Source organism: Streptomyces sp. NRRL WC-3549 (assembly GCF_000721935.1).
Classification (GTDB): domain Bacteria; phylum Actinomycetota; class Actinomycetes; order Streptomycetales; family Streptomycetaceae; genus Streptomyces.
Window position 1 is genome coordinate 10,838 of sequence record NZ_KL585422.1, and the last position, 1,640, is coordinate 12,477.

The window sequence follows — 1,640 nt, forward strand, 5'->3', positions numbered from 1 at the left end:
CGGCAGCCGCGGCCGGGCTGATCGCCACGCTGTTCACGGCCGGACCCGCGGCCGCGACACCCGACCCCGGTGACACCGCCACCACCGACGGCGGCGTATCCGTGAGCCGGCAGGCCCGGACGGACGCCGAGGCCGCCATCAGGAGCGGTGAGGTACCCGGCGTGGACGAGATCGTCCACAGCGACAACATCGAACACGTCACCAACGTCCCCAAGGACGCGCTCCAGGGGCTCAACACGGACCTGGCCTTCCAGGGCGAGTACGCCTACACCGGCAACTACGACGGCTTCCGGATCTTCGACATCAGCAACCCGAAGAAGCCGAGGACCGTCGCGCAGGTGCTCTGTCCCGGTTCGCAGAACGACATCTCCGTCTCGGGCGACCTGCTGTTCCTGTCCACGGACTCCTCGCGCAGCGACGACTCGTGCTCCAGCACCACCCAGCCCGCCACGGAGAAGTCGTCCTGGGAGGGCATGAAGGTCTTCGACATCAGCGACAAGCGCCACCCGAAGTACGTCGCCTCCGTCGAGACCGCCTGCGGCTCGCACACGCACACGATCATCCCGGAGCGCCGGGACGTGTACATCTACGTCTCCTCGTACGCGCCCAACGCGGCGTTCCCGGACTGCAAGCCGCCGCACGACGGCATCTCCGTCATCAAGGTGCCGCGCAACGCGCCGGAGAAGTCCCGGGTCGTGAACTTCCCGGTGCTCTTCCCGGACGGCGGGAACCCGGGTGCACCGGCCAACCCCGGCGTGTCGCAGACCACCGGCTGCCACGACATCACGGTGCTGCCGTCGAAGGACCTGGCGGCGGGTGCCTGCATGGGCGACGGTCTGCTGTTCTCCATCAAGGACCCGGAGCACCCCAAGGTCATCGACCGGGTGCAGGACAACGTGAACTTCGCGTTCTGGCACTCCGCGACCTTCAACCAGACGGCCGACAAGGTCGTCTTCACCGATGAGCTCGGCGGCGGCGGTGCGGCCACCTGCAACGAGGAGATCGGGCCGAACCGCGGCGCCGACGGCATCTACGACATCAAGGGCCGCGGCGACCACCGCGAGCTCGTCTTCCGCAGCTACTTCAAGATCGACCGCCCGCAGGCCGACACCGAGGTCTGCGTCGCGCACAACGGGTCGATCGTCCCGGTGAAGGGCAAGGACATCATGGTCCAGGCCTGGTACCAGGGCGGGGTCTCCGTGTGGGACTTCACCAACTCCTCGAAGCCGAAGGAGATCGCCTACTTCGAGCGCGGCCCCGTCTCCACGGACGCGGTCACCACGGCCGGCCCCTGGTCGGCGTACTACTACAACGGCTACATCTACTCCAACGACATCGCCAAGGGCTTCGACGTCCTGAAGCTGAACGACCGGCGCACGGACCCGGCGAAGAAGGTGCGGCTGGACGAGCTCAACGTCCAGACGCAGCCGGAGTACTTCGGCCGCTGACGCGAGCGCCCGCACCCCGGGTGACGCGGGTGCCCCGCCGGGCGGCCTCCGCCCGGCGGGACACCCGCGGAATCCTCGTTGACCGGGGAGCCGGGCGGGGACATGATGTGGCCCTCGGTTCCGGCGATGCGGGGGATCGCCGGAACCGTCCGCGGCCGGACCGGCGGCACCGCCCACGGACGGCCGCCGGAC

1 protein-coding gene is annotated in these 1,640 nt (G+C 69.1%); it reads left to right on the forward strand.

Annotated features, from left to right (window positions below):
- A partial coding sequence (locus IH13_RS0126195) for an LVIVD repeat-containing protein (protein ID WP_031088423.1) occupies nt 1–1,448 on the forward strand: 1,448 nt, incomplete at its 5' end.
- Between the last annotated feature and the right edge of the window lie 192 nt (nt 1,449–1,640).